This window comes from Brevibacterium sp. LAARM2_SD2, assembly GCF_057364785.1.
In genome coordinates, this window is record NZ_JBNFOM010000025.1 from 39,780 (window position 1) to 62,868 (window position 23,089).

The following is a 23,089-nucleotide window of genomic DNA, read 5'->3' on the forward strand; positions in this document are numbered from 1 at the left end:
GTCTCGCGTGCCTCGCGCCTCTGTCACGAGGCGCGGCCGGCGGCTGCTTCTGCGCCGAGTCCCTCGATCAAACGGAAGCGCGGATAGCGGGCCGTGCACGGGCCACCATCCGCACCAGCGCTTGATCGAGGATGCCGGACGGTGACAGTCCTGCGAGTCCGCCCGCTGCGCGAGCAGGCGTCGCCGCCGGAAACGCGGTGCTCAGTCCTTGCCGAAGTCGGGTCCGTTCGCGCCCGTCGTGAAGACGACGGCGATCGCGAGCGAGGCGAGGGCGAGGAGCCCGAACCAGATGAACCCGCCCGCCGGGTTGCCGAGCGAGGCGAGGACGATCCCGAGGACGGCCGCACCGACGATGACGACGTCGGCGATGATGATGTGGCGCAGGTAGGTCGTCGTGCCCTTGCTCACCCCGTAGGAGATCTCCGTGGCGGAGCTGAGGAAGAGCAGGACCGCCGCGGTGATGATGATCCACGCCGGGACGAGGAAGAACGCCCCGAGAGCGGGGAGGAAGATGACGAGAACGGCCGCGAGCAGCAGCTTGACGATTCCGTCGATGACATAGGCGGATTTCCTCATGGTTCGATCCTACTTGCCGTCGGCTCGCGGTGCTCGCCGCTGAGGGTCTGGATGAGGCCGAGGACCGACCGGAGCACGGTCGCCTCGACGTTCGAATGGGCGATGACGATGCCATGGCGCACTGCGCTGTCCCCGCTCCAGCCTGCGGCGAGCGAGGCGACGCGGATGCCTCTGCCCTCGAGCTCCCGCAGCAGCGCCTGCGCCCCGTCCTCGTCGGTCTCGATGACGAGGGTGCGCCCCTCGTGGACGAGTCCGGGTATCGCACCGGCCTCGGCGACGACCGCCTCGGCGGCTCGCAGACGTCGGCGACCCCGGGCGATCCGACGCCGCAGACCACCGGATTCGAGGTAGGCGGCGATCGCACTCTGCAGGACCGGGGCGATCGCAGGACCCCATGACGTCCGGACCGCGCTCATCGCCTCGCCGAGGCGGCCGCGGGCGACGATGTACCCGGTCGACACGGCCGTGGTGAGCACGGTGGAGAACGTTCCGATGTGAACGACGCCGACGTCGAGGTCGAGGGAGCCTGCGAGGTCGAAGAGGGTGGGCACCGAGGTGCGCTGGAGCCGGGCCTCGCTGTCGTAGTCGTCCTCGATGACGACGACGCCGGCCCGCGCCGCCCAGGTGAGCAGCGCGATGCGCGTGCTCACCGGCATCGTCCCGCCGTGCGGGAACTGGTGGTTCGGGGTGACGACGACCGCCGCGACCTGCCCCTCGAGCTCCGTGAGCCCTTCGACGTCGAGTCCCGTGGAGACGTCGAAGGCGAGGAGCTCGCGGTCGGCCATCGCGAGCCGCAGGCCCGGGAATCCCGGGTTCTCCACGCCGATCGCCCCGTCGAGCCCGGAGGCGAAGAGGAGGCGGAGCCCATCGCGGGAGCCGCTCGTGACGATGATGTCGCGCGGGTCGACGCTCATCCCCCGCAGGAGCCGCAGGTGGTCGGCGATCGCCCACCGGGTGCCCGGCTGGCCGAGCGGGTCGACGGCGCCGGGATCGACGTCGAGGGCCTCGCGCCACGCTCGCCGGAACGCCGGGTCGCGCAGCGGATCGTCACCTCCGTGGCCGGGCCGCAGGTCGATGAGGCGCCGAGGCGGTCGCTGCGGAGCCGACGGCGGTGCGGGCACGTCCGTGTGCCGCAGCAGGGCGGTCGGCAGGTCCGGGTCGACGATCGTCGCGGCGCGCTCGCGCGTCAGCAGGTAGCCTTCGACGGCGAGCTGGGCATACGCGGTCTCGATCGTGCCGCGGGAGACGCCGAGGTGACCGGCGAGCCGGCGACTCGAGGGCACCGGGTCACCCGGCCGCAGCTCCCCGCGGGTGACGAGGTCCCTGATCCCCGCGACGATCTGATCGGGCAGGGGTGAGCCGTGGTCGATGGCGATGTCGAGGGACTCCCGCGTCGAGCGCGGCAGGCTGGAGGCAGCGGACATCCCACCATCATAGAGCGAACTGGCCCAGAACTCTCATACGTTTCTGGCTCTGCGATTAGGCCACTGTCGGCTCTAGCCTGATTGAGGACCCGACGCCGACACCTCGTCTGAGGCGATCTGCGCCCGCGGTCCGGCACGACACCACAGTCACGACACCAGAGCGCCGCTCCCCGGCGCCGGAGAACGAAGGCCCAGCAATGACCGAGACTCAGACCCTGCTCAACACCGGACTCGCCCAGATGCTCAAGGGCGGCGTCATCATGGACGTCGTCAACGAGGAGCAGGCGCGCATCGCCGAGGCCGCAGGCGCCTCGGCGGTCATGGCACTCGAACGGGTGCCCGCGGACATCCGCGCCCAGGGCGGCGTCGCCCGGATGAGCGACCCCGACCTCATCGAATCGATCATCAGCGCCGTGTCGATCCCGGTCATGGCCAAGGCTCGCATCGGCCACTTCGTCGAGGCGCAGATCCTCGAGACCCTCGGCGTCGACTACATCGACGAGTCCGAGGTCCTCTCCCCCGCCGACTACGTCAACCACATCGACAAGTCCGTCTTCCAGGTCCCGTTCGTCTGCGGGGCGACGAACCTCGGCGAAGCGCTGCGCCGCATCACCGAAGGCGCGTCGATGATCCGCTCGAAGGGCGAAGCCGGCACCGGTGACGTCTCCGAGGCGATGCGCCACCTGCGCACGATCAACTCCGAGATCCGCGCGCTCGGCGCCAAGAGCGAGGACGAGCTCTACGTCGCGGCCAAGGAGATCGCCGCCCCCTACCCGCTCGTCAAGCAGGTCGCGTCGCTCGGCCGCCTCCCGGTCGTCACGTTCGTCGCCGGCGGCATCGCCACCCCGGCCGACGCCGCGATGATGATGCAGCTCGGCGCCGACGGCGTGTTCGTCGGCTCCGGCATCTTCAAGTCCGGCAACCCCGAGGCCCGCGCCCGGGCGATCGTCGAGGCGACGACCCACTACGACGACCCCGCCGCCGTCGCCGCCGCCTCCCGCGGTCTCGGCGAGGCGATGGTCGGCATCAACGTCGGCGACGTCCCCGCCCCGCACCGCCTCGCCGAGCGCGGATGGTGACGGTCGGCGTCCTCGCCCTCCAGGGAGCGTTCCGCGAGCACCTCACGGTGCTCGGCTCCCTGGGGGTCGAGACCCGCAGGGTCACCCGCCCCGAGCATCTGCCCGGACTCGACGGCATCGTCCTGCCCGGCGGGGAATCGAGCGCCATGGTCCGCCTCGCCGCCCCCACGGGACTCTTCGGCCGCCTCGGCGAGGAGATCCGGGGCGGCCTGCCGACGTTCGGCACGTGCGCGGGACTCATCCTCCTCGCCGACCGCCTCACCGATGACTCGCTCGCCGGTTACGACCGCCTCTGCGGACTCGATGTCACCGTGGCCCGCAATGCCTACGGCCGGCAGCGCGAATCCTTCGTCGCGCCGCTGACGATCGCAGGAATGACCCCGGACTTCGACGGCACGTTCATCCGGGCCCCGCAGATCGTCGAGACGGGCAGCGCCGAGGTGCTCGCCAGTCATCACGGACGTCCGGTCCTCGTCCGGCAGGGCACGGTGTGGGGGGCGAGCTTCCACCCCGAGTTGGGTCCGGACACGAGACTCCACGCCGAGTTCGTGCGAGGATTGGGCCATGACGACTGAGGCGATGACCAGGCTCAAAGACGGATACACCTTCGACGGCGCCACCCTCGAACTGGGGGTGGCGCTCGACGGGGAGACACCGGCTCCCGACGTTCCCATCTCCATTCCGCTGGCGATGCTCAACCGCCACGGCCTCGTCGCCGGGGCCACCGGCACGGGCAAGACCGTCACCCTCCAGGTGCTCGCCGAGCAGCTCTCGAAGGCCGGGGTCCCCGTCTTCGCCTCCGACATCAAGGGCGATCTCTCCGGCATCGGCGCGCCCGGGGTCGCCTCGGAGAAGCTGACGAAGCGGCTCGAGGCCGCCGGACAGGAGTGGGACCCGGCGGCGAACCCGACGGAGTTCTACACCCTCGGCGATTCCGGGCTCGGCACCCCGATCCGCGCGACCGTCACCTCCTTCGGCCCGATCCTCCTGTCGAAGGTGCTCGAGCTCAACGACACCCAGGAGTCGGTGCTCTCCCTCGTCTTCCACTACGCCGACAAGGCCGGGCTCGCCCTCCTCGACCTCTCCGACCTCCGCGCGTGCTCACCTACCTCACCTCCGATGAGGGCAAGGCCGAGCTCGAGGGCATCGGCGGGGCGTCGAAGGCGACGGTCGGGGTGATCCTGCGCAAGATCGCCGAACTCTCCGCCCAGGGCGGCGACGTCTTCTTCGGCGAACCGGAGTTCGACACCGCCGATCTCCTCCGCGTCGACGACAGCGGGGCCGGCATCGTCTCCGTGCTCGAGCTGCAGAAGCTCAACCAGTCCCCTGCCCTGTTCTCGACGTTCCTCATGTGGCTGCTCGCCGATCTCTTCCAGGATCTGCCCGAGGTGGGCGATGCCGACAAGCCCGCTCTCGTCTTCTTCTTCGACGAAGCCCACCTCCTCTTCGCCGATGCCTCGAAGGCGTTCCTCGAATCGGTGACGCAGACCGTGCGCCTCATCCGGTCGAAGGGCGTCGGCGTCTTCTTCGTCACGCAGACGCCGAAGGACGTCCCCGAGGACGTGCTCGCGCAGCTCGGCTCCCGCATCCAGCATCAGCTGCGGGCGCACACCCCCAACGACGCGAAGGCGCTCAAGGCGACGGTCGCGACGTTCCCGAAGTCCGACTACGACCTCGAATCGCTGCTCACCTCGCTCGGCATCGGCGAGGCCGTCGTCACCGTCATGGACCCCGACGGCGCGCCGACTCCCGTGGCCGCGACGCGGGTGCGGGCTCCCGAGTCGAAGATCGGGCCGATGAGCGAGGACGAGATCAAGGCCGCCGTCGCCGCATCCGACCAGCAGAAGAAGTACGGGACCGCGATCGACAACGAGTCGGCGCGGGAGATCCTCACGAAGCGCCTCGAAGCGGGAGCCGCCGAGCAGGAGGCCGAGGCCTCGCAGACTGCGGGGTCACAGACGGCCGGGTCACAGACTGCTGGGTCTCCGACTTCCGGCGGCGACGCCGGCAGCGGTTCCGAGCGAGTCCCGTTCCCCGAGGAGAGTGCCCGGGCACCGCGGCAGCAGGACGCGAAGGCGGAGAAGAAGGACGACAACCTCTTCTCTCAGGTCGTCAACTCCTCGGCGTTCAAGCAGTTCACCCGCACGGCGGCCCGGGAGATCGCCCGCGGGATCTTCGGCACCTCGCGCCGGCGACGGTAGGCTACGCCGCCGGCAGTCAGGCCGTATTCCCCGACTGCCGGCGACATCTCGCGTTGCCCGCGGCAGCGTTAAGCTGCCCTCCCTCGTTGCCGACGGAACCTCGCATTGCGAGCAGCAGCGTCAGTCGGTAGTGTGCGCGGCCGGCACGACGACCTCGAGGAGCAGATCACCGGTGCTCATCCGCAGTGAGCTGAACTCGCCGAGGTGGTCCCCGTCGAGGTGGACCGGTGCGGGTTCGGCGACGGAGATCCGGGCCGATCGCGCCGTCCAGTAGCGCATGTTCTCGTCGCGTTCGGGGTGCCCCCGCACGCAGGACGTGCCGATGCCCGCCCACGCTCCCACCCGGCTCACGGGAGAGTCGGCGGCGAGGACGACGGCGAGGAATTCGAGGTCCTCACCGGTCACCTCGGCGCCGGGGAACACCGGGATCGGCCCGGCCGGGCGGGCGGCCTTCGCCCCCATGACCGACCAGACACGCAGTGCCTCTCCGTCGATCCGCGCGTCCATCTCGGGCGCGAAGAGCGCGCCGAGGGCCCCGCGGGCATAGCCGAGCAGGCCCCATTCGCGCCGGTGGCCGGCAACAGCGTGGGCATCGCCGCCGATCCCGGCGAGGGAGAGGAAGTGCTCGTGGCGGTGCGCGCCGTCGGCATCGATGCCCTCGGCGAGGCTGATCGGCACGCCCGTCGTCGGCGCCGCTCCGAGGAGGTACTCCTCGCAGAGGGCGAGGCCGGCGCGGGCGTTCGGCACGCCGAGCGCCCGACTGAACACGTTCGCCGTTCCCGTCGGGATGATGAGCGTCGGCAGGTCCGCAATCGCCAGGGCCGGGGCGGCCGCCCGGAGGGTGCCGTCGCCGCCGAGGACGACGACCGCCTCGGCACCCCAATCCGCCAGCTCCCGCGCCTGCTCGGCACCCGGCCGGACGGCAGACGTCGACACCGTGCGGTACCGGACGTGGACGCGATCGAGCAGGGTGACGAGCCGGTGATGGGCGCGGTGCGTGCGCGCGTGGAGCGGATTGACGATGATCCCCAGTCTCATGTGCGCCTCCTCAACCGCGGCCGCGTGGGTCCGGCCTCTCCCGTGCCACCGCGCATGCCCTCTCCCTCACCACTCGCTCAGCCGAACGCCGGATGGGTCAGTGCCGCCGCCTCGGCGCGGGCGAGGTCGACGGTCTCGCCCGTGAACGGCTCGATGATCACCCGCGGTCCGGTCTTCCGCGGTGAGCGCTTCCACGTCCCGCGGGCCCGGGTGCCGTCGATGACGGTGTTCTTGAACATCCCGTTGCCGCCGGGGACCACGGACTTCTCGTGGGCCGGAGCGAGCGTCTGGCTGCGGTCCTTGTAGCCGAGGATGAGTTCGTCGAAGCCGGGCAGGAGCATGAGCGTGCCGCTGGCGGCCTCACACTCGCCGAGGCGGTCGTCGAGATCGGGGGCCTGAACGTGCTCGCGCTCATCGATCGTCGCGGTGACGATGGCGCCCTCGTCGGTGAGCGCGCGGAGGGCGGCGCGGACGGGCGTCTTCGGCAGACCCGTCCACCGGGCCGCATCGTCGACGGTGACCGGTCCGTGGCTCTCGACATAGCGGCGCAGCCACTGGCGCAGCGCCGCCTCGGTGTCGATCGCTGCATCCGCACTGCGGTCGCGCAGGGCGTAGCTCATCTCCTGCCCGTCGGCGGTGAAGCCGGACTGGACGAGGAGGCCCTGCATCGACAGCGTCGTGAGGAGGTAGCGCTGCCGACCGTAGGCGTCGGCCTCAGCGACGCCCTCGAGCAGCGGGGCGAACTCGGCGAGGAGGTCGTCGCGGCTGAGCGGTCCGCGCGCGGAGATCGCGGTCTCGGCGAGCTCGGCCGCCTGCTCGAGCATCGGCTCGCTCACCCCGAAGTGGGCGCGGCGATCGGCCTGGGCCTTGAGCAGCCGCGGGGCGGTGAGGGCGAGGATCCCGCCGACGTCCTCGGCGGCGGCGAAATGGAGGGTGCCCCGCTGCGTCCACGTCCGCACGATCCGGCCGTCCTCGATCGCTGCGCGCACCGCGGGCAGGGACTGCGAAGCGGTGCGCAGCGCCATCGACACGAGGGCTCCCGGCAGCGCTTGGGCCTGCATGCACGCGAGACGGCGGACCACCTCGGCGGGATCATCACCGCAGGCCCCGACGAGACCCGAGGAGATCATGCGCGCCGCCGAGACCTGTGCGATGTCCATGCCCTCAGCGTAGCGTGAGCACGGAAAGTGGATGACCGCCGTCATGGGATAACGTCGGAGAGAGCACCGATTACGGTCGGATAACGGAATGCCGAGGTCAGGGTGTTTCACTTCACACATAGTGAACGGTTGTTCGATCATTGAAGGACAGCGCTCCCCCACGACCACACCCCCACGACAGAGGAATCCCCAGTGACATTGAGTCCGATCAGAGCACGCGAGCGAATGGTCGAGGACATCTGCGCCCGAGCCGTGACCGAAGGCGGCATGCTCTGCATGCTCACCGGCTTCGCGGGAACCGGCAAGACGTGGCTGCTGCGCCGGATCGGCGAGACGATGTTCAGGACGTCACCGGTCGCCTTCGCCACGGCCGACGAGTTCGAGAAGGACGCGCCCTTCAGCTTCGTCGAACGACTCCTGAGCACGGGACTCGCCCCGTTCCGGATCCTCGACGGCACCCGGGCACCGCTCGACGTCGCCCGGGAGATCATGGCCGAGCTCACCGACAATGAGCGGCCCCCGCTGCAGACGGTCCTCGTCGACGACGCCCAGTGGATCGACGTCGAATCCCGGCTCGTGCTCCGCTACCTCGTTCCCCGGATCATGCGGCAGGGCTACTTCATCGTCGTCGCCGGCCGGCTGCCCGACGTCCACGGCGCCCCCGTCTCGTTCATCGCCGACCTCGCCGAGTCCTCCCCGCAGGGGGAGAACATCGTCCTCGAGGCGCTGACGATCGCAGAGATCCAGGCGCTGGCGGTCGACCTCCTCGGCGCATCTATCTCACCGTTCACCGCCGAATCGCTGCGCAACGCCACCGGCGGATCCTTCCTCGGCATCGACAGCATCTTCCGCCGGATCACCCCGCAGGAGCGCAACAAGCTCCACCTCCTCTGGGACATCCCCATCCGCGGCGTCGACCCCGACCACAATCCGCTGCTCGCTCCGGTCCTCGGCCTCTCCCCCGCCGCCCGGCTGGCCGTCGAGATCGTCTGCTGTGCCGATACGGAGCTCGCTCCGCACATCGTCGCCGAGGTGGCCGACCGCCTCGGCGAACCCGCCGACATTCATCCCGCCGTCGCCGCCTCGGTGCTCTCGGAATCCGGGTTCGGGTCGACGATCGCGCCGCGTCACGCACTCATCGCCCATGCCGTGCGGCAGATGCTGCCGCGCGAGCGCGCCCAGGCGATCTACCGCGCACTGGCACCGTCGGCGACCGGGTTCCGCCGGATGTGGTACGCGTTGAGCGGAGCCGAGGAGTGGACGGATGAGCTCGCCGAGGCGGTCGACGGGTTCATCGCCGAATCCGTGGCCGCGCGCAGCTACGCCGCTGTCAACGACGTCATGCGCCGCAGCCTCGACATCGCCACCGGTGAGGCGCGGCAGACGATGCTCATCAGGCTCATCCTGCTCAACATGCGCGGCAAGACGGTCTACGCCGTGCTCGACCTGCTGCCCGAGGTCGAAGCGCTGCCGGAGTGCCCGGTCCGCGAATGCATCATCCTCACGATGCTCGCCCACCGCAAGGATCAGGAGTTCCCGCGGGAGCGGCTCGAACAGTTCCTCGCCGAGGCGACCGACGACCCGGACGTGCGCACCCTCCAGTCGTATGCCGCCTACCTCTCCGTCGTCGAGGTCATCCGGAGTCGGGACTACGGGCGGCTGGGTCCGGTCATCGACGCCGCGCTCGCAACGATCGCCCGTGCCCCGCATGACCCCGAGGAGGTCACCCGCCCGGGGATCCGCTGGATGGTGGCGCCGCAGGGGCGCGCGATGGTGCTCGAGACCTACCGGCTGCTGCAGCTCGTCCTCGAGGCCGACCGGGCGACCGTCATCGCCGAACTCGATGCCCTCGTCCCGCGGGTGCTCGCTCTCGAGCCGAGTTCGTTCAAGGTCGACGCGCTCACCCCGCTCGCGGTCGTCGCGATGACGATCGGCGAGGTGGGTCGGGCCCGGACTCTTGCCGGGATCGGCGTCGGACTCCTCGAATCCGTCGTCAAACCGTGGGGTGCGGGAACGGTGCGCCTCCTCCATGCACATGCGACGTCGCTGACCGGGTCGCTCGACGAGGCGGCCGAACTCGTCCTCTCCGCGACCGAGTCGAGCGGCAGCACGATCGACGTCGAGACCCGGCTGCCGCTGTCGGGTCTCCATGCGTGGCTCAACGCGGCACGCGGGGTGCCGGACTTCATCGATCTCGAGGCGCAGACCGACCGGCAGACGAGCATGCAGTGGCAGCCGTATGCCGCGGACATGGTCATCACGGCGTCGTGTGAGCGGGCGCGCGCCACGGTGATCCCGAACGCGTGCTGGCAGCGTCGGCCCCGGAGAAGGTCAAGAGCCTCATCGGGACCCAGCGGGGATTCCTCAACTATCGCGCGCATGCGCTCCTCGACCTCGAACGGTTCGCCGAGGCCGACGCACTCATCGACCGCCTCGGCGAGATGGAGGGCACGAGCTGGCAGCCCTACTGGGGGTCGGTCGACTGGCTGCGCGCCCGGCGGATCGTCGTTGGTAGTGGAGTCTCCGGGTCGACGTCCGACCGGTCGGATGCCGTTGCCGAGGCGCTCCGCCGCTTCGAGGCGCGCTCGACGATGATCGGTTCCCGCTTCCCCGGGCGCTCACTCTGCGCGACTACGGTGTCGTCCTCGCCGGGCTCGGGCGGAGCGAGGAGGCCAGGAAGGCGCTCGATCAGGCGCTCGCGATCGTGCGGAGGATCGGTGCAGGGGCGTACGAGCCGGGGATCCGGGATGCCCTGAGCACGGTTGCTGAGAGCGAACAGGATCTGCTCGCGTCGCTGACGAACCGGGAGATGGAGATCGGTCGTCTCCTCGCTCAGGGGCGCAGCAACCAGGAGATCGCTGCGGAGCTGTTCGTCGCTACGGCGACCGTGCGCTATCACGTGTCGAATGTGCTGCGGAAGCTCCAGCTCAATCGGCGCAGCGAGGTGGCCAGGATGTTCCGGTGAGTTGCTGCCGGTGCCGCGACTCGGGGCGCGCTCCTGGGCGCGTTTGAGCTCAGGTGCTCAAGCTCAATTGCTGCGACGTTGGACCAACCGCACCATGGCGGCACCGGCACCGGCGATGACGGCGCCGAGGACGGCCATCCACCACATCGCACCACCGGTGCGCGGGAGGAACCCGCCGTCGCTGCTGGCATCGGAGCCGCTGCCGTCGGCGTTCGCGGTGGAGCCGTTGCCTCCTGCGGCCGCGGAGTTGCCGTCTGAGTTCGCCGAGCCGGCCGCAGCGGCTCGCGCGTTCGCGTCGGCTCTGGTTTTCGAGTCTGCTCCGGCGTTCGAGTTCGCCGCCGCCTCGGAGTCGGCGGCGGCGTCGGGCTGACCACTCGCGTCGGACTGCCCACCGGAATCGGCACTGCCGTCCGCCTCCGCTCCGGCGGACCCGGCCGACCCGGCGTCGTCACCGCCGAGCTGGAAGAGCACGTCGAACCGGCCCTGCCGCTCACCGACGTCGGACTTGTTGCCCGAGGTCGCCTCGCGGGGGAAGTCGTAGCCGATCGTCACCGGGGTCGTCTCCCCCTGGGGCAGCGGCATCTCGATGATCCGGGTCGTGCCTGCGCTCTCGAGGTCCCGGATCGACGACCGACCGGTCTGCCAGTCGATGAGCAGGTCCGAGTAGAAGTCGTCGTCGATCGTCGGGGTCAGCAGTTCGACGTCGACGATGCTCACAGTCATTGTTCCGTCGGTGGGTCCGTCGTTGCGGACCATGATGGTGCGAGACGTCGAGTCGCCGGGGACGGTGACGGGGAAGCCGACGAAGCTCTCCGTCGTCGCGTCGCGGTAGCTGCTGCCGTCCCACGAGAGCTGAATGGCTCTGCTGTAGTCAGCGCTTGCGGCGCTGTGGTCAGCACCCGCGGCGCTGACCTGCGCTGCCGTGGTCGCTGCGTGCGACGCGCTCAGTCCGGTCGGCGCGCTCAGTCCGGTCGACTCGGTGACGGAAGCAGAGTTCACTGGTGCGTTGACAGCGGTTGCACTGACCGCAGGCGTGCCGGCGCCCAGGAGGCTCGTTGCGACGACTGCTCCGGCCACGAGGAGGTGAGTGCGCGTCACGGCTGCTCACCCCCGGGGCGGAAGGTCTCGTAGGCGAACGTGATCTCGTGGGTCGGCTCCTTCTTCGGGTCGAGGCCGAGTCCGACCGTCGCTGACCAGGAGTCCTTCGCCTCGACCTCGGTGCCTGCCGGATCCTCAGCGGTGACGGTCGCCGTGTTCTCGTACTCGCCGACCGTGCCGTTGTCGGTCAGCGTCGCCGTGACACACCAGTATTCGGTCGTCGGAGTCGTCGTGTCCGAGTAGTCGGCGCTCACCGGGGTCGAGGTGAGCTCGCCCTGTGCGGCGGGAGCGTTGGCGACGGTGCAGTCGCCGGGTGCGCTGACGGGGAACACGATGACGTCGGAGGCGCCGAAGATGCCGTCGGACCACGCGGGCGGCGTGAGCTCATAGCGCAGGCCCTTGTTGCCCTGGCTGAGCGAATCCGTCTGGAGGGGAATGGCGACTTCGCCGTCGCGGATGAGGGTCTCGGCATCGGCGGGACCGATGCCCACCGTGACGCGCCCGTCGTTCGCCGGCTGGGCGTCGTCGACGCGACCGGCCGCGAAGTGTTCGTAGCCGCTCGAGATCTCCCCGTCGCCGTGCGCGGTGTCCGACCACAGGGCGAGGGAGGTTCCGCCGGCGCCGATGAGGATGCCGAGGGCCGCGAACGCGCTGAGGACGGCGGCTGTGCGCTGCTTCGTCATGGTCGGTCTCCCTCCTCACGGGTCTGGTCGAGGGTGAAGGCGAAGCGTCCGAGGTCGGCGACCTGGACGGGGCTCTCGGCGCCGAACCGATCGTCGAGGTCGGCGAAGTCGAGGGAGACGCGGACGGAGAAGTCGTCGGAGCGTCCCGCGTCATCGGTGACGAGGAGTTCGCTGGGGTCGTCAAGCGTGGTCACAGTGCCGATCGGTGCGGGTTCACCGAGGCGGTTCCCGGTGGCGTCGAGCACTTCGTAGGTCGCCGTCACGCCGTCGGGCAGAGCAGCCGGGTCCGACCAGTTGACGGTGATGCCGGCGACCATGTTGTCGCCGGTGAGGTGGGTGGTGAAGTCCTGGGTCATCGCAACGGAATCACCCTGGCGGACGAGGAAGGCGTCGGGGTCGATCGTCCGGCCGCTGTCGGTGACGTCCGGTGAGGTCTCACGCCACGTGGTCTCACCGGCGGTGACGTCGAGGTCTCCGGAGACGATCGCTGCTGGTGCGGCAGTGCCTGTGGTCTTCCACAGCGCCATGGTGCCGCTGCCGACTGCGGTTCCGGCGAGCAGGACGCCGGCGGCAAGGAGCGGCAGTCGCCAGTTCTTCCTCGTCATGTCGTCTTCTCCGTCTCGGGGGTGCGTGAGTGCTCGATCGTCGATGGGCCCGCGTCGGCTGCCGTCGTTGCCGCGTCCTTCTTCTCGCGCCGGCGTTCGATCGCGCCGGAGACGAGGGCGTAGGCGGCATAGGCGATGAGGACGAATCCGATGCCGGCGACGAGGAGACCCTTGTTGCCGCCGACGGCCTGCTGGACGTACCCGAGCTTGGGGATCGAGTAGAGGACCTTGCCCATCACCTGGGCTTCGACGATGGGTTCGTCGTCGTCGCCGTTGGCGTCACCGCGGGTGACGTAGGTGCGGCCGTCCGCGGAGTCGGTGACGGCGACGACGCGGTGGGTGATGAGCATGGGATCGTTCGAGCGGGGCTGGAACGTCACCGGGTCGCCGATGCGGTACTGGTCCTGAGGCACCGAGACGACGATGTCGCCGGGTTCGTAGGTGGGTTCCATCGAACCCGTGAGCACGGTCAGCGCCGCGCCGTTCATCACCTTCGGAACGACGCCGACCGCGACGGCGAGAGCGAGGAAGCCGATGAGGAGGATGGCGAACACGCCGGACGACAGTCCGCGTGCGAATCCCGTGGTCCGGGCCATGGTGCTCTCCTCTTCGTGTGTTCTCTGCGTCTCTCAGATGTGCCGCGTCTCCGCGGCGGGGTGTGTCAGCTGTGCAGCGGCTCAGCGGTCCTGGTTGAGCTGGATGGTCGACCCGGCGAGGGCGGCCTGCTGCTGCACGAGTTCCCGGTTCGGGGTGGACTCGTCGAATTCGGCGGTGACGACGACGTTGAAGTCGGCGGTGCCGTCGACGGCCGTGCCGGCAGCGACCTGGTTGGAGCCGGGTGCGGTGTTGTCGGGCGAGACGAGGGTGACCTCGACGCCGGCGTTGTCACCCGAGGCGATCTGCTGGCCGTTGGCATCCTCGACGGTGTAGGTGAGGCTGAGGCCTTCGGCCAGTGCGCCTTCGAGCTCTCCGCCGCCGGCAAGCTGGAGCTTCGCGACCATGTTGTCGCCTTCGAGGCCGACATCGACGCCGTACTTGCCCTGGACGGTGTCGCCCGGGATGATCCTGAAGGTCGCGAGGTCGATCGCGTGGGGGCTGTCGGCGCGGTCGGCCGAGATGTCCTGCCAGCCGGATTCGGTGACGGCGACATCGAGGTTGCCGGCCGTGATCTGTCCGCCGTCGGCTTCGGCGCTGTCGGACCAGAGGGCGAAGGTTCCGCCGCCGAGGAGCAGGGCTGCTCCGGCCGCTCCGGCGATGATTCCGAGGGTCTGCTTCTTCACTGTTCTCTCCTTGTGGGGGTGGCTGCCGTTCGGCTGCACTGTCTTACTTGGTCACTGCGCCGGAGGCGGAGCAGGTCATGGTTTCGCCTGGGTTCAGGCTGGTCTTCGGGCATGTGACTGCGGTGCCCGGAAGTCTGTCGTCGACGACGCTGATGCCGTCGAGCGGGGTCTTTCCCGTGTTCGTCACGAGGTAGGTCCACGTGATCGTCGTGCCGTCGGCCACCCGCTCCCCGGCGGGGATCTCCTTGGCACCGTCGAGTCCGTCAGCGGTCGGGGTGTCCCATGCCTTCTTCTCGATCGAGACACCGGGCACGAGCGTCTGCTTGTTCGTCACGGTGCACTTCACGGTGTCCCCGGAGGTCACGTCGAGGCTGATGTCGCTCTTGTCGACATTGACCTTGGCGCCGTTGACGGTGCATTCGACGGCGTCGATCGTCCAGCCGTCGGCGGTCTGGGCATCGGTGAGGATCTCCTCGATGTCGACGCTCGACTTCTGTGCGGGCTTCGGTGTGGAGAAGCGGACCTGGTAGCCGACCTTCGAGTTCTCTCCGGTCGTCTGCCGGGTGTCCTGCTGCAGGGTTCCCGGCGCCGAGGCGGTCACCCCGAAGGTCCATCCGGCACCTCCGGGCGATGCACTGTCGGCTCCGTAGGGAAGGGTCTGCTTGGCGATCTCGATGTCCACTCGACAGGTGGCGCCCTTGGCGACGTTCTCCATGAGGCTCGCGAGGTCCTCCCACCCGGCTTGGAAGTAGTCGGCGTCGTTGATCGATCCGCCGTCGCTGTAGCCGGCGGGACCGGAGATCGCGGCGAGGTTCTCGACGCCGCCCTGGATGCCGTCGCCGACGCCGACAGCCATGATGCGGCTGCCACCGGCCTTGATGGCATTGGCGGAGTAGATCGCGGCTTCGATCTCGTCGAAGCTCGTCACGTTGCCGTAGGTCGAGGTGTTGCCGGAGGAGAAGGTCGGCAGACCATCGGTGACGACGACGGCGAGGTCGTACTGCTCGTTGGCATCCGCGACCTGCCACAGACCGCTGTCCCAGTTGGTGCCGCCCTCTGCGACATAGGCGTCGATTCGCGATTTGATCGTGTTCGCGTTGTCACCGGGATCGATCGACATCGAGGGCCAGTTGCGACCGCTATCGGTGGAGTCGCGCGGCGCGTTGGAGGCGAACGTGTAGAGGGCCATCGAGGAGTTCGTTCCCTTGAGGGCGTCGACCATCCCCTTCGCGGAGTCCTTGAGGGTGCCGAGCGCTCCCGAATTCGCGACGGATCCCGAGAGATCGAGGACGAGTGCGACGCGCAGCCCGGCGGTGCACGAGGCCTCCAGCGCCGGATTGGTGCGGCTGTTCTGCCAGGTGCCGGTCGAGTTCGTGGAGTTCGATCGCGACCCGGACGTCATGAAGTCCGAACCGGAGCGGTAGGTGCTGCCCGCACGCAGCTGAGTGCCCGTCCGGAACGTGTACTGCTGAGCCGAATTGCTCGAGGCTGAGCCGATGACGAGCTTGTCGTTGGCTGACCAACCGTTCGGCGTCGATTCCTGGACGACCCAGAATCGCTTGTCACGGTTCTCCTGCCCGAAAATGAGCCCTCTTCCCGTCTGCGGCACAACGAACGAACAGTCGCCGTCTCCATCTGAGGTGCAGGTGGCCCAGCTGTCGCGCACGGGGGTCGACGGCCCACGGGAGTCGCCGTCGTAAAGGCGCAGCGTGACGCCGGCGAGTCCGGAGACGGAGTTCGCTGCGGTGCGGTCTCCTCCTACTTTGACGGTGATCACGGCATTGTTGCCGGAAGGGGTGGGAACCGATTGCGGGGCCACGGCACGCGGCGCTCGTGCGGGAGACTCCGTCTCTTCAGGAGATTCGCCGGCCGCCGGTGCCGGGGCCTCAGTGGGGGTCGGGGACTGCGAGGGGGTCGGTGCTGCATCCTCGCCCTGCGGGTCTGCGTGGGCGACGGGAACGGCAGAGAACATCATCACCAGGATCGTGGCGATGATGACGCAGGCGCGGGTGAGCCTGGGCGCGAATCCATGCTGGTCTCTCACGGTTCTCCTCGAGCAGTGTGTGGAGGCAACTGTTCGAGTGTAGGAATCGCGCGCGCGCAGCACCCTGGCCGAATGGACGGGTTGGGTGTTGGGAAAGTGTTGGGTTTCGCCGGGGTTGCTGCGAGCCCGTTCTCAGACTTCGCCGCCGATGTGACGGACGCCGCACCCAGGCGGGGTACGGGGCTTGGAATCGGGCGGGGCCACGTACCCGGATCCGACGGCCCGGAGCCTCAGCCGAGAATGTCGATGAGCCCGGGAACGGGCACCCGCGGCAGCGCTCCGGTTCTCGCGAAGCGGCCCCAGATCCGGCGCAGCTCAGGTCCGGCCACCTCGGCGGTGGTCCCGTAGTCGAGGAAGCTCGAGTCCCACACGGGACCGGGGAAGAGCAGCGGCAGGTCACCGGAGTGCGCGGCGTCGAAGAAGCTGCCGTCGCCGCGGGAGACGATGAGGAGACGGGAGCCCTGTCCCCCGGACATCCGGTGCCGGTCGTAGAACTCCTTCGCCGCGCGCGTGTAGACCGCCGAGGTGATGCCGGAGATGAGCGATTCGAGCATCGGTGAGGTCAGCCGGCGTGCGTGGAGGCGGTGGAAGGCGGGGACGAACCCGGCGAAGAAGGCGATCTCACGTTCGGTGCGGGTCATGAGCACGTCGTACTCAGGTGCCACGCTCTTCCATGCGGCGGCGGCCTCAGCTCGCGAGGGCAGCGGGTAGGCGCCGTAGTGGACGCCGAAGCACATGCCCGCGTGGAGTCCGCCGACGAGCGCGGCCTTGTGGACCTCGTCCTGGGCGGCGAGGATCTCCGGCACGCTCGCGTCGGCGGGGATGCGCTGGGCGACGCGGGCCATGGCCCAGTTCATCGATTCGGTGCCGCCGGAGAGCCCCAAGGGCGCCGACGCCATGATGACGCGCGAGAAAAGGCCGGCGGTCGCCTCGGCGATCATCAGGTGGGCGCACGCATCAGCACCGGCGCTCTGGCCGGCGATAGTGACGTTGTCAGGGTTGCCGCCGAAGGAGGCGATGTTCCTCTGCACCCAGCGCAGCGCGGAGATCTGGTCGAGGAGGCCGAGGTTCGAGTGCTCGGGCCGGCCCTGGCCCAGGTAGCCGAGGACGCCGAGGCGGTACGTCACGGAGACGACGATGAGGCGCTGCTCGGTGACGAGTGCGCGGGGGTCGTAGATCTCGGCGTCCCCGGCACCAGAGACGTAGGCGCCGCCGTGGATCCAGACGAGAACGGGCAGCGCCTCCTCGGAGGTGAGGGCGTCGGCCGGCATCGTCACGCTCACACGCAGGCAGTCCCCGCTGGTGGCGAGGCCGCCGATCTGGTCGAACCGGAACTCGGCGTTGGGGTCGATGCGGTGCTGCGGACTCGCCGGTCCCGGGCGCGTCGCGTCGATGGTGTCGACGGCGGGTTCGTCGACCGGTGGGGCGAATCGCTCGGCACGGGCGTAGCGGATTCCGCGGGCGCGGATGATCTCGTCATCGACGACCGCGCGCACGGTTCCGCACGGTGCGGAGATGTCGATCCGCGCCGTTGTCGTCTGCGCACTCATCGCTGCCCGGTCCTGCAAACGTCGCTCCGAGATCGGCTTACTTCGAGGGCTCGACCGGGGGTTCGGCGGACCAGGGGAAGACGATCCACTGGTCGGTGCGCTTCCACACGAAGTCGGGGTCGACGATCGAGGCGGACTTCGCGTAGATGACGGCGGACTGCGCCTCGGCGCCGTTCTTCTTCAGCAGTTCGAGGACGAGGGCCAGGGTGCGTCCGGAGTCGGCGACGTCGTCGACGACGAGGAGCTTCTTGCCCTTGATCGCCTCGATGTCGAGCATCGGGGCGAGCAGGATCGGGTCGGGCAGGGTCTCCTCGACGTCGGTGTAGAACTCGACGTTGATCGCGTCGGAGAGCTTGAGGCCGAGGGCGTAGGCGAGGGCACCGGCGGGCAGGAGGCCGCCGCGGGCGATCGCGATGACGATCTCCGGGTCGTAGTCGGAGTCAGCGATGGTCTGCGCGAGATCCCTGGCCGATTGGCCGAAGGTGTCCCAGCTGAGGATCTCCTTGTCGGTGAGATCGGTCGAATCGGCGTGGTAGGCCTGGCCCATGGGTACTCCTTGTGCGTCGGTGTGCTGGGATTCGCGGGTTCGGGGTGCTCTGTTGGCTCAATCGGGAATCTCAGGATACGCGCCTGAGTCGCTGATCTGCCATTTGATTCCCCACAGCCACCCTGCCGATCCGACGAAGATCAGCGCCGAGGCGGCCAGACCCCACCACGGACCCGCCAGGGCGGCGATCGCTCCCCCGCCCAGGGCCCCGAACGGTGCGATGCCCCAGGAGATGAGGCGGCTCGCGGCGGTGACGCGGCCGAGCAGACCGACGGGGATCGTGCGCTGGCGGTAGGCGCCGGTGATCGCGGAGAAGACGACGGTGGCGACGCTGAGTCCGAAGTAGCCGAGGACGAGGAAGACGATTCCCGGCACCGAGGCGGTCAGTGGGATGAGGAGGCCGAGACCGGTGCCGCCGAGGACGCACCAGAACACGACCCGGCCCTCACCGAAGCGTCGGGCGATGGGGTCGGCGGCCATGGCGGCGCAGACTCCGCCGAAGCCGGCGGCGCCGAGCGCGACGCCGATGAGGGAGGCGGTGAAGCCGGGGAGTGACAGAAGATAGACGACGATGACGGCCTGCTGCATGCTCAGCGCGAGGTTGAATTGGGCTCCGCTCGCGACCATGCGCATGACGTCGGTGCGGCTGAGGAGGTAGCGCCATCCGGTGAGGATGTCGGCGATCAGACCGGCGGCCACTCGTCGACGCGGGCGCTCGTCCCCGGTGTCTGCCGGCGTCCCCTGCTGAGGATCGCGGTGTCTCTCGCGGAGATGGCTGTCGTCATCTCGGGTGTCGCTGTCCTCGCCTCGGGTGTCGCTGTTCTCGTCTCGGGTGTCGCTTTCCTCGTCCCGGGGGTCACTGTCTTGCGACTCTCGGTCGCTTCTCCCCTGCTGAGGATCGTCCCAACGGTGGAGCACCACCGCGAGCAGGACGAACGAGACGAGGTAGCCCAGCGCGGTGACGAGGAGGGCGGCGGCAGGGTTCGCGACCCCGATGAGCGCACCGGCGAGCGGTGGTCCGAGGATCATCGCCACGGACTGACTCCACGTCAGGGCGCTGTTGGCTGTGGTGAGGTCGTCGGGGTCGATGCCGGTGGCGAGCAGGCTCGGTGAGCCGACGAGGAAGAAGACGCTGGCGATGCTGACCACCACGAGGAGTCCGATGAGCACTGCCGGATGGAGCACCCCGGCGATGGGTCCGACGATGAGCCAGCCGATGTCGTCGGCGGCGACAGCCAGACCGACGATGCCGTCATCGGCGCCGAGCGGCCCCACGATGAGCAGGGGTATTGCGACCGAGGTGGAAGCGGCGGCGAGGTCACCGCTGAACGACGAGGTGAAGACGCCGGCGAACCGGGGCGAGCGGAAGGGCCTCGTGGCTCTCGTCGCGGTCATCGCGGGAGCTGTTCGAGAGGCCCCGCTTCCTGGCTGATGTTCCCTCGGCGTTCGGGAAAGGGTGTCGATCCGCCAGTACTCCCCGGTGTGCGGATTGCGCTCGAGGTACTGGTAGTCGATGAGCTCGCGTCGCAGGCGGGCGAAGTCGGCGTGGAACTGTTTGAGGTGGTCGTTGATCTCCTTCTCCGTGTAGATCCGGTCGCTGTCGACGGTGTCGCGGATGTCGAGGAGGAGGACGACGAGCGCGCGCCGCTTCATCGGGATGGCGGTGAGTCGCCCGTGCGGCATGAATGTGCGGCGCGTCTTCGCGCGGAAGGCGTCGAGCGCGGCTGCGAGTTCGGGATCGAGGGGCGCAGGGTCGGCGTTCGCCGCCGAGGCGGGGCCGAGGAGCCGTTGCGAGAGGAGAGCGGCGCGGGCGGAGGTGTAGTTCTCCCCGGTCTGCGCCATGCGTTCGCGCACGAGGGATTTGAAGTCGCTGTTCTTCGTCATGGTGGTCAGTCCTCTGCCGACCGAACGCTGCCCCAGCTCAATGCCCGGTCAGGAGTTCACCGCTGACGGGTCGATCCGAGGATGTTCTCCCCTTCGCCGGATGGTCTGTGTGCTGGGGTGCCAGACCGGGCTGGGCGTCGGATGCGCCGCTGACCACGAGTATAGGTCATCCACGGCACAGGTGAGATGGACCGTGCAGTCAGTCGGCGACGGGTTCGAGGTAGAGCCAGCGGCCGGCACGGCGCACGAAAGCGGAGTTCTCCTCGAGGATGTGGTCGCCGAGGCTGTCGCGGTAGTGGGCTCGGAAGTGCACCGTTCCAGTGTCGTCGTTCTCCAGGCCGCCGGTGGTGTCGACGATGTCGAGTCGTGTCCAGGTGACGAGGTCGTCGACACCGAGATCGGCTGGGCGGGTGCGCGGATGCCAGGTGCGGAAGAGGTGATCGGCGTTCTTCGTGGCGAAGGCGGTGAAGCGGGACCGCATGAGCGCCGCGGCGGTCATCGGCCATCGCTGGCCGTCGAGGGCAGGGCCGCAGCATTCGTCGAAGCTGGCACCAGGTGGCATTCCGGAGCAGGGGCAGGTCATGGCTCGATGATATCGGGAGGTCGCTGACGAGTAGTGGACAATGAGTGCCCGCACCACCATGGTGTTCGGATGCCCACTGCCCGCGCTTCGTGGTGTTCGGACGTGCCAGCCGCGGGTTGGCGTGCCAGTATGGAGGGATGACGACCGTTTATCTCTCCGGTGATCCCACGTCCGATGAACTCCTCGCAGAGGATCCCTTTGCTCTGCTCACAGGCATGCTGCTCGATCAGCAGGTCCCGATGGAGGTCGCGTTCGCTGGTCCCGCCAAGCTCGCTGAGCGCCTGGGCAGACTCGACGTCGCCGAGATCGCGGAGATGAATCCGGACGAATTCCTCGAGAAGTTCGCGGAGAAGCCTGCCGTGCATCGGTTCCCGAAGTCGATGGCCGCCAGAGTGCAGAAACTCGCTGAGGCCATTGTCGACGACTACGACGGTGACACCGCGGCGATCTGGAGCCGTGGAGAGCCGACCGGCGCCGAGGTGCTCAAGCGCTTGAAGAATCTGCCCGGTTTCGGGGAGCAGAAGGCGAAGATCTTCCTTGCGCTTCTCGGCAAGCAGTTCGGTCTCACGGCGTCTGGTTGGCGCGAGGCAGCCGGTGCCTATGGTGAGGACGGCAGCCGTCGTTCGATCGCCGATGTCGTCGACGAGGGAACTCTCCAAGAGGTCCGAGCTTTCAAGAAGCAGGCCAAGGCCGCCGCGAAGGCCGAGAAAGCAGCGAAGTAGAGTCGGGTTCCCGACGACGGCAGTTCTCGGCCAGCTGACATTTCCAGGGCGGCGTGGTCAGTTGTGGTGTCGCTCGGGTGATTGTTCCACGGCGGCTTGGTCGGCTGCGGTGCCGTTGAGACGACGGTTCCACAGCCACAGGTTCACAGCTACAAGTTGGGTTCGGGCACAGTTGTCCCCTGGCCCGGTCAGTCGGGTGGTCGACTCGACCCGTTCGCACCCGACTCACCCCCACCGGCATCATCAGGCCCGCCCGTGCCACTGAGGTCGTCGAAGAGAGTGCTCATGATGTCCTCGGCAAGGAACCGGGGATGGAAGATCGGTTCCCGGGCAGGATCGACCGATGCCGGTGGCACCCAGGCAGGGCGCCCATTGGTCATCATCCGCATCTCCCACTCCGACCGGTCCATCAGATGATGATGAGCACTGCACGCCAGAGCCAGATTGTTGATCTCCGTCAACCCTCCCCGGGCGTGCGGGATCACATGATTGGCATCACACCACCCCGGAGGGGCATCACACCCCGGGAACGTACACCCCTTGTCACGGGCCGTGACCACCGCGATCTGCTGCTTATTGGCAAACCGTTTCTCCGTGAGCACCTGCACCGTTTTCGCCTTCTGAGACACCAGATGGAAGAACACCTGCCCCTGCAACCCCCGGGCCTGCAGTTCACCGATCGGGATCGGCGTCTCAACCCCGGTCGTGCCTTCCCCGGTGCCGTGGGCCAGATCCTCAGCCGTCGCGGTCACGACGAGCGCGTAAGGAGTCCCGGACCCGGCCTGGTCCATGCTGATCCGCGAGACCAGAGTCGCGAACCGTTCATAGATCCACGCCCTGGCTGTCGGCTGCTCAGCGGTCAGATCGACCCGGGACCCGTCAGCACGCACCCCGACACCCACGAGGAACTCACTGTCCCCGGACTCACCGGCCGCCTCGCCGGGGTTGGAGCCGGCGGGGTTGGCAGCGCCGTCGGGGGTGTCCGCGCCGGCAGAGCTGTCAGGGTTCGTTATCCCATTGACGCGTGGGCCGTTGGGGTCGGTAGTGCCGTTGGAGCTAGTGGTGACGTCTGTGTCTGCTCGGTCCCAGGCTGGGGCCTGGCCGACGGTCGGTAGGGGTGCGTCGAACCGGTCACCGTGCAGCACGGAATCGACAACGTCGAACAGAGACTCCTGACCTCCGACAGCACTGTCGCCACCACCGTGATCACCGTCAGCGCAACCGTCATCAGTAGGTGCTCCGACGACACCGTCACCAGGGTTCCCGCAGGCACCCGAACCATCGGAGTCGGCGAGTGCCCCGAAGGCACTGCCGTCACTGTCGGTGTGGGTTGTGTCCTGGTCTGGGGTGGATTCGTTCGCGGATTTGATCCGCGAGGTCAGCAACCCGTTCAACGCCGCCCCCGAAACAGGGTCGAGGAGACCATTGAGCACCCAGTCACCATTGCGTTTCGGTCGCATCGTCACCGCATAATCACTGCGCGGAGTCTCCTCGACCGGTTTCTTCCCATCCGGGTCGATATACCCCAGCTGTCAAGCCCCGGGTTTCGTAGAGGCTCTTTTTCTTGGTTTCCTAAGCAGCCACGGGTTCTGCCGCGGACTGGTTGACCCATTCAGAATGGACCTCGATCGGCGGACGGTACCCGACCGC

General features: G+C 68.6%; 20 protein-coding genes and 1 pseudogene. 6 read left to right on the plus strand and 15 right to left on the minus strand.

Going from position 1 to position 23,089, the window contains the following annotated elements; genetic code table 11:
• Positions 1 to 201: 201 nt before the first annotated feature.
• Complete coding sequence (locus AC2W7K_RS14645) at positions 202 to 576, minus strand: hypothetical protein (RefSeq protein WP_198498529.1); 375 nt, start codon at positions 574 to 576, stop codon at positions 202 to 204.
• Positions 573 to 2,000 carry a MocR-like pyridoxine biosynthesis transcription factor PdxR gene (gene pdxR / locus AC2W7K_RS14650; RefSeq protein ID WP_198498528.1) on the minus strand — a complete coding sequence of 476 codons (1,428 nt, stop codon included), beginning with the start codon at positions 1,998 to 2,000 and terminating at the stop codon, positions 573 to 575. The genes AC2W7K_RS14645 and pdxR overlap by 4 nt, the downstream gene beginning before the upstream one ends.
• Before the next feature lie 197 nt (positions 2,001 to 2,197).
• Here pdxR and pdxS point away from each other — a divergent pair, with 197 nt between their 5' ends.
• The 3 genes and pseudogenes from pdxS (at position 2,198) to AC2W7K_RS14665 (ending at position 5,280) form a co-directional block, all read left to right on the plus strand.
• Complete coding sequence (gene pdxS, locus AC2W7K_RS14655) at positions 2,198 to 3,079, plus strand: pyridoxal 5'-phosphate synthase lyase subunit PdxS (protein ID WP_198498527.1); 882 nt, start codon at positions 2,198 to 2,200, stop codon at positions 3,077 to 3,079.
• The gene (pdxT, locus tag AC2W7K_RS14660; RefSeq protein WP_198498526.1) at positions 3,073 to 3,654 is read left to right on the plus strand and encodes a pyridoxal 5'-phosphate synthase glutaminase subunit PdxT; all 582 of its coding nucleotides are present in this window, start codon (positions 3,073 to 3,075) and stop codon (positions 3,652 to 3,654) included. The genes pdxS and pdxT overlap by 7 nt, the downstream gene beginning before the upstream one ends.
• A pseudogene (locus tag AC2W7K_RS14665) lies at positions 3,644 to 5,280 on the plus strand (helicase HerA-like domain-containing protein). The gene pdxT and the pseudogene AC2W7K_RS14665 overlap by 11 nt, the downstream one beginning before the upstream one ends.
• A 120-nt stretch (positions 5,281 to 5,400) precedes the next feature.
• Here AC2W7K_RS14665 and AC2W7K_RS14670 read toward each other — a convergent pair.
• Positions 5,401 to 6,318 carry a diacylglycerol/lipid kinase family protein gene (locus tag AC2W7K_RS14670; RefSeq protein ID WP_198498524.1) on the minus strand — a complete coding sequence of 306 codons (918 nt, stop codon included), beginning with the start codon at positions 6,316 to 6,318 and terminating at the stop codon, positions 5,401 to 5,403.
• A gap of 77 nt (positions 6,319 to 6,395) precedes the next feature.
• Positions 6,396 to 7,478, minus strand: a complete 1,083-nt coding sequence (locus tag AC2W7K_RS14675) for a winged helix DNA-binding domain-containing protein (RefSeq protein ID WP_198498523.1) — start codon at positions 7,476 to 7,478, stop codon at positions 6,396 to 6,398.
• 225 nt (positions 7,479 to 7,703) lie between these two features.
• Here AC2W7K_RS14675 and AC2W7K_RS14680 point away from each other — a divergent pair, with 225 nt between their 5' ends.
• Positions 7,704 to 10,073 carry a hypothetical protein gene (locus AC2W7K_RS14680; protein WP_486006324.1) on the plus strand — a complete coding sequence of 790 codons (2,370 nt, stop codon included), beginning with the start codon at positions 7,704 to 7,706 and terminating at the stop codon, positions 10,071 to 10,073.
• Between the two features lie 109 nt (positions 10,074 to 10,182).
• Complete coding sequence (locus AC2W7K_RS14685; RefSeq protein WP_486006325.1) at positions 10,183 to 10,443, plus strand: response regulator transcription factor; 261 nt, start codon at positions 10,183 to 10,185, stop codon at positions 10,441 to 10,443.
• A gap of 63 nt (positions 10,444 to 10,506) precedes the next feature.
• Here the strand turns inward: AC2W7K_RS14685 and AC2W7K_RS14690 are convergent, their stop codons facing one another.
• The 10 genes from AC2W7K_RS14690 to AC2W7K_RS14735 form a co-directional block, all read right to left on the minus strand.
• A complete protein-coding gene (locus AC2W7K_RS14690; protein WP_486006326.1) occupies positions 10,507 to 11,442 on the minus strand; it encodes a hypothetical protein in 936 nt (311 codons plus the stop codon).
• A 95-nt stretch (positions 11,443 to 11,537) separates the two neighbouring features.
• Complete coding sequence (locus AC2W7K_RS14695; RefSeq protein WP_486006327.1) at positions 11,538 to 12,224, minus strand: hypothetical protein; 687 nt, start codon at positions 12,222 to 12,224, stop codon at positions 11,538 to 11,540.
• Entirely contained in the window at positions 12,221 to 12,829 is a 609-nt protein-coding gene (locus tag AC2W7K_RS14700; RefSeq protein ID WP_486006328.1) for a hypothetical protein, read from the minus strand. Before AC2W7K_RS14700 ends, AC2W7K_RS14695 begins: the two co-directional genes overlap by 4 nt.
• Positions 12,826 to 13,425 (minus strand): signal peptidase I, encoded by a 600-nt coding sequence (locus AC2W7K_RS14705; protein WP_486006329.1) that lies wholly within the window; start codon positions 13,423 to 13,425, stop codon positions 12,826 to 12,828. Before AC2W7K_RS14705 ends, AC2W7K_RS14700 begins: the two co-directional genes overlap by 4 nt.
• 81 nt (positions 13,426 to 13,506) lie before the next feature.
• Positions 13,507 to 14,109 (minus strand): alternate-type signal peptide domain-containing protein, encoded by a 603-nt coding sequence (locus tag AC2W7K_RS14710; protein ID WP_198498517.1) that lies wholly within the window; start codon positions 14,107 to 14,109, stop codon positions 13,507 to 13,509.
• A 43-nt stretch (positions 14,110 to 14,152) separates the two neighbouring features.
• Positions 14,153 to 16,153: a vWA domain-containing protein gene (locus AC2W7K_RS14715; RefSeq protein WP_486006330.1), complete on the minus strand. Its 2,001-nt coding sequence runs from the start codon at positions 16,151 to 16,153 to the stop codon at positions 14,153 to 14,155.
• Positions 16,154 to 16,383: 230 nt separating this feature from the next.
• The gene (locus AC2W7K_RS14720) at positions 16,384 to 17,703 is read right to left on the minus strand and encodes a carboxylesterase family protein (RefSeq protein WP_486006331.1); all 1,320 of its coding nucleotides are present in this window, start codon (positions 17,701 to 17,703) and stop codon (positions 16,384 to 16,386) included.
• A gap of 37 nt (positions 17,704 to 17,740) precedes the next feature.
• On the minus strand, positions 17,741 to 18,250 hold the full coding sequence (locus AC2W7K_RS14725) for a phosphoribosyltransferase (RefSeq protein WP_137825613.1): 510 nt from the start codon (positions 18,248 to 18,250) through the stop codon (positions 17,741 to 17,743).
• A gap of 57 nt (positions 18,251 to 18,307) precedes the next feature.
• The gene (locus AC2W7K_RS14730; protein ID WP_486006332.1) at positions 18,308 to 20,134 is read right to left on the minus strand and encodes an MFS transporter; all 1,827 of its coding nucleotides are present in this window, start codon (positions 20,132 to 20,134) and stop codon (positions 18,308 to 18,310) included.
• Between the two features lie 199 nt (positions 20,135 to 20,333).
• Entirely contained in the window at positions 20,334 to 20,717 is a 384-nt protein-coding gene (locus AC2W7K_RS14735; protein ID WP_486006333.1) for a YchJ family protein, read from the minus strand.
• Positions 20,718 to 20,854: 137 nt separating this feature from the next.
• On the opposite strand from AC2W7K_RS14735, the gene AC2W7K_RS14740 reads away from it, so the two are divergent.
• Positions 20,855 to 21,439 carry an HhH-GPD-type base excision DNA repair protein gene (locus tag AC2W7K_RS14740; RefSeq protein ID WP_486006334.1) on the plus strand — a complete coding sequence of 195 codons (585 nt, stop codon included), beginning with the start codon at positions 20,855 to 20,857 and terminating at the stop codon, positions 21,437 to 21,439.
• A gap of 188 nt (positions 21,440 to 21,627) precedes the next feature.
• Here AC2W7K_RS14740 and AC2W7K_RS14745 read toward each other — a convergent pair whose 3' ends face one another.
• On the minus strand, positions 21,628 to 22,872 hold the full coding sequence (locus AC2W7K_RS14745) for an HNH endonuclease signature motif containing protein (RefSeq protein ID WP_486006335.1): 1,245 nt from the start codon (positions 22,870 to 22,872) through the stop codon (positions 21,628 to 21,630).
• Between the last annotated feature and the right edge of the window lie 217 nt (positions 22,873 to 23,089).

Excerpts from the sequence above, each read along its gene's own strand:
- AC2W7K_RS14645 (WP_198498529.1), bottom strand. The coding sequence starts at position 576 with ATGAGGAAATCCGCCTATGTCATCGACGGAATCGTCAAGCTGCTGCTC.
- pdxR (WP_198498528.1), bottom strand. The coding sequence starts at position 2,000 with ATGTCCGCTGCCTCCAGCCTGCCGCGCTCGACGCGGGAGTCCCTCGAC.
- pdxS (WP_198498527.1), top strand. The coding sequence starts at position 2,198 with ATGACCGAGACTCAGACCCTGCTCAACACCGGACTCGCCCAGATGCTC.
- pdxT (WP_198498526.1), top strand. The coding sequence starts at position 3,073 with ATGGTGACGGTCGGCGTCCTCGCCCTCCAGGGAGCGTTCCGCGAGCAC.
- AC2W7K_RS14670 (WP_198498524.1), bottom strand. The coding sequence starts at position 6,318 with ATGAGACTGGGGATCATCGTCAATCCGCTCCACGCGCGCACGCACCGC.
- AC2W7K_RS14675 (WP_198498523.1), bottom strand. The coding sequence starts at position 7,478 with ATGGACATCGCACAGGTCTCGGCGGCGCGCATGATCTCCTCGGGTCTC.
- AC2W7K_RS14680 (WP_486006324.1), top strand. The coding sequence starts at position 7,704 with ATGGTCGAGGACATCTGCGCCCGAGCCGTGACCGAAGGCGGCATGCTC.
- AC2W7K_RS14695 (WP_486006327.1), bottom strand. The coding sequence starts at position 12,224 with ATGACGAAGCAGCGCACAGCCGCCGTCCTCAGCGCGTTCGCGGCCCTC.
- AC2W7K_RS14700 (WP_486006328.1), bottom strand. The coding sequence starts at position 12,829 with ATGACGAGGAAGAACTGGCGACTGCCGCTCCTTGCCGCCGGCGTCCTG.
- AC2W7K_RS14705 (WP_486006329.1), bottom strand. The coding sequence starts at position 13,425 with ATGGCCCGGACCACGGGATTCGCACGCGGACTGTCGTCCGGCGTGTTC.
- AC2W7K_RS14720 (WP_486006331.1), bottom strand. The coding sequence starts at position 17,703 with ATGAGTGCGCAGACGACAACGGCGCGGATCGACATCTCCGCACCGTGC.
- AC2W7K_RS14725 (WP_137825613.1), bottom strand. The coding sequence starts at position 18,250 with ATGGGCCAGGCCTACCACGCCGATTCGACCGATCTCACCGACAAGGAG.
- AC2W7K_RS14730 (WP_486006332.1), bottom strand. The coding sequence starts at position 20,134 with ATGACGAAGAACAGCGACTTCAAATCCCTCGTGCGCGAACGCATGGCG.
- AC2W7K_RS14735 (WP_486006333.1), bottom strand. The coding sequence starts at position 20,717 with ATGACCTGCCCCTGCTCCGGAATGCCACCTGGTGCCAGCTTCGACGAA.
- AC2W7K_RS14740 (WP_486006334.1), top strand. The coding sequence starts at position 20,855 with ATGACGACCGTTTATCTCTCCGGTGATCCCACGTCCGATGAACTCCTC.